Below are 3,561 nucleotides of genomic sequence, written 5' to 3'. Positions count from 1 at the left end.
GGCCAGCACCACCCTGGTCTGGGGGGTGTCGGGCAATATGCGTGTGATCGTGTTCCCCTGGGCTGCGGCCGCGCTGGGTTATTCGACCACGCAGGCCTCTACGCTGGCAGGTGTGGTTGTCGTGGGTACGGCTGTGAGTGCCGTGGTGGCGTCCGTGTCGATGCGGCTGGAGCTGGCCACCAAGCTGATCCCCCTGGGTGTGGCCATGGGGCTGCTGATGCTGGGGCTCAATGTGATTCACAGCCTGACGGTTGCGATTCCATTCCTGATCATGCTGGGTGCCACTGTGGGTTATCTGATCGTGCCCATGAATGCCTTGCTGCAGCACCGCGGCCACAACCTGATGGGGGCGGGGCGCTCGATTGCCGTGCAGAACTTCAATGAGCAGGCTTGTATCCTGGCCTTGGGCGGGCTCTATGCTGGTGCCACGTCAGCAGGCTTGTCGGCGTTTGGTGCGATCACCGTATTCGGTCTGGTCGTGGCCGGTGTGATGGGCCTGGTAGGTTACTGGCATCACCGCAACACCATTGTCTACAAGGCTGAGGTAGATCAGTTGATGGCCTTGGCGCGCACGGACGGGCACCATCACTGATTGCGGCTGGCTACATAGCTTTACAAAGTCGCGTAGCCTGTACGTCGTCCACCCGGGCAGCTGGGCCGTTGAGAGCTCATAAGGAGCCTCTCATGAACACTTCACGCTTGATTTCGCTGTCTCGTCTCGTCCAGTCGGCCGGACTTCTGGCAGGTTTGATGGCCGCATCGGTCAGTGCCTACGCCGGTGGCGGGGTGTACTGGGCTGTGAACGTGGATGCCCCTGTACAAGGCATGGGGCGCGTGTCCACCGCAGTGTCCAACACGCCGCGTGGTGTGTATGGTCAGACGCCTGTGATCTATGCCCCCGCACCCGTGGTGTACGCCCCGGCGCCAGTGGTCTATGCGCCACGCCAGGTGGTGTACTCGCCCCCCGTGGTTGTGCAACCACGGGCGGTCTATGCGCCAGTGCCGGTGGCTTACTACCCTGCGCCTCGTCGTTGCGAGCCGCGTGGCGGGTGGGGATGGCACGAACGCCATCATCATGATCGAGATGACCGTTACGCCTGGAACGATGGTGGCCGTGACGATGAGCGCGGTTACGTCATCGCCCCTCGTGGCGGGGATCAAGATGGCCGCAACTGGCGTCGCGGCCACTGATTCAGCGGCGACGACTGCTTGAGCCACCCAGGATGGAGCCCAGTACGCCGCGGATGATTTCGCGGCCTACGGTGGAGCCGATCGTGCGGGCCGCTGACTTGGCCACTGTCTCTAGGATGGAGTCCTTGCGGCCGCTGCCCTTGAGCAGGCCGCCAGCAATATCTCCAAGCCAGCCACCGCTGGCGCCACCAGTGGCTTCGGTGGCTGCGTCCTTGGCGGCGCCCGAAGCACTGCCCCGCATGGCCTCTGCTGCTTCTTCGCGCATGGATTTGGGGGCGCCATTGCCGGTAGCCGGGCCTGAGGATGATGAGGCTGTGCGCCCTTTGATCTTTTCGTAGGCCGATTCGCGGTCGATCATTTTTTCGTAGACGCCAGCTACCAGCGAGTTGGCCAGCAGGGCCTGGCGCTGTTCGGGTGTGATTGGGCCGATTTGGCTGCCCGGCGGGAGGACGAACACACGCTCGGTCACGCTGGGGCGGCCTTTGTCGTCCAGCAAGCTGACCAGGGCTTCACCCACCGCCAGTTCCGTGATCGCGGTGGCGATGTCCAGTCCGGGGTTGGCGCGCATCGTTTCTGCCGCGGATTTGACGGCTTTCTGATCGCGAGGCGTGAAGGCGCGCAGGGCGTGCTGCACGCGGTTGCCCAACTGGCCCAGCACGGTCTCTGGCACGTCCAGCGGGTTCTGGGTCACGAAGTAGACGCCCACGCCCTTGGAGCGCACCAGGCGCACGACCAGTTCGATGCGTTCCACCAGCGCGGCGGGAGCATCCTTGAACAGCAGGTGGGCCTCGTCGAAGAAGAACACCAGCTTGGGTTTGTCCAGGTCGCCCACTTCAGGCAGCGTCTCGAACAACTCCGACAGCATCCACAGCAGGAAGGTGGCATACAGGCGCGGCGCGTTCATCAGCTTGTCTGCGGCGAGGATGTTGATCACGCCCTTGCCGTCAACCGTCTGCATGAAGTCGCCGATGTTGAGCATCGGTTCGCCAAAGAACTTGTCGCCGCCTTGCTCTTCGACTTGCAGCAAGCCGCGCTGGATGGCGCCCACGCTGGCTGCGCTGATGTTGCCGTATTCGGTGGTGAACTGGCTGGCGTTGTCGCCCACATGCTGGAGCATGGCGCGCAGGTCTTTCAGATCCAGCAGGAGCAGGCCGTTGTCATCAGCGATCTTGAACACCAGTTGCAGCACGCCTTGCTGGGTGTCGTTCAGGTTGAGCATGCGGCTGAGCAGCAGCGGGCCCATGTCGGAAATCGTGGCGCGTACGGGGTGGCCTTGCTCTCCGAACACGTCCCACAGCGTGGTGGGGCAGGCCAGAGGTTCTGGCTTGTCCAGGCTGCGTTCAGCGAGGATCGCTTCGAGCTTGGATGAGATCTTGCCTGTTTGGGAAATGCCCGTCAGGTCACCCTTGATGTCGGCCATGAAGACGGGCACGCCCGCCTTGGACAGGCTTTCCGCCAGGGTCTGCAGGCTGATGGTCTTGCCTGTGCCGGTTGCGCCGGTGATCAGGCCGTGGCGGTTGACCAGGGCGGGCAGCAGGTGGCATTCGGTGTCGCCATGACGGGCGAGCAGGATGGGATCGGCCATGATCTAGGGTGCCTGAAAGATGAGGAAATCGGACGGCCGAGTGATTCTGCGCAGAACCTGATCAGGGTCAACCCGGCTGAAAGGTAAAATCACAGTATCACTCAGCTTTGGCTGATCATTTTTGTGCGCGCACCGGACTTGTGCCGGCGCGCGTTCTGTCATTCAAAAACAGACTATTACCCGGAGCAACACGCCATGGCCGGTCATTCCAAGTGGGCCAATATCCAACACCGCAAGGGCCGTCAGGACGAAAAGCGCGGCAGGATCTGGACCCGGATCACGCGTGAAATCATCGTCGCTGCACGTGCAGGCGGTGCGGATATCAACATGAACCCGCGTTTGCGCCTGGCCATTGACAAGGCCAAGGGCGCGAACATGCCGGCGGACAACATCAAGCGCAACGTGGACAAGGCCACGGGCAACCTCGATGGCGTCACGTACGAAGAAATCCGCTACGAAGGCTATGGCATTGGCGGCGCGGCTGTGATCGTCGATTGCATGACCGACAACCGCGTGCGCACGGTGGCTGAAGTGCGCCATGCCTTCAGCAAGCACGGAGGCAATCTGGGTACCGAAGGCTCCGTGGCTTTCCAGTTCAAGCATGTGGGGCAGTTCCTGTTTGCGCCGGGCGTGAGCGAAGACAAGGTCATGGAAGTGGCCCTGGAAGCGGGTGCCGAGGATGTGATCACGCACGATGACGGTTCCGTTGAGGTGCTGAGCGGGCCCGCTGACTTCGAAGCTGTGAAGAACGCCCTGGAAGGCGCTGGCATGAAACCTGAAATGGC

The 3,561-nt window shown here is 62.4% G+C and carries 3 protein-coding genes and 1 pseudogene; 3 read left to right on the top strand and 1 reads right to left on the bottom strand.

Going from position 1 to position 3,561, the window contains the following annotated elements:
* Positions 1 to 592 (top strand): annotated as a pseudogene (locus tag EPO09_RS20920) (lysophospholipid transporter LplT); the annotation flags it as partial.
* Positions 593 to 684: 92 nt separating this feature from the next.
* Positions 685 to 1,191 (top strand): hypothetical protein, encoded by a 507-nt coding sequence (locus EPO09_RS20915; protein ID WP_290646314.1) that lies wholly within the window; start codon positions 685 to 687, stop codon positions 1,189 to 1,191.
* 1 nt (position 1,192) lies between these two features.
* Here the strand turns inward: EPO09_RS20915 and EPO09_RS20910 are convergent, their stop codons facing one another.
* Positions 1,193 to 2,776, bottom strand: a complete 1,584-nt coding sequence (locus EPO09_RS20910; protein WP_290646312.1) for a helicase HerA-like domain-containing protein — start codon at positions 2,774 to 2,776, stop codon at positions 1,193 to 1,195.
* Between the two features lie 195 nt (positions 2,777 to 2,971).
* Here EPO09_RS20910 and EPO09_RS20905 point away from each other — a divergent pair.
* Positions 2,972 to 3,561 (top strand): YebC/PmpR family DNA-binding transcriptional regulator (locus EPO09_RS20905; RefSeq protein ID WP_290646310.1); only part of this gene is annotated, 590 nt, incomplete at its 3' end.

Source organism: Aquabacterium sp. (assembly GCF_004297345.1).
In the GTDB taxonomy this organism is placed as follows: Bacteria; Pseudomonadota; Gammaproteobacteria; order Burkholderiales; family Burkholderiaceae_C; genus Aquabacterium.
The sequence above is the reverse complement of the archived record's forward strand: the minus strand, read 5'-3'. Positions and strand labels throughout refer to the sequence as shown.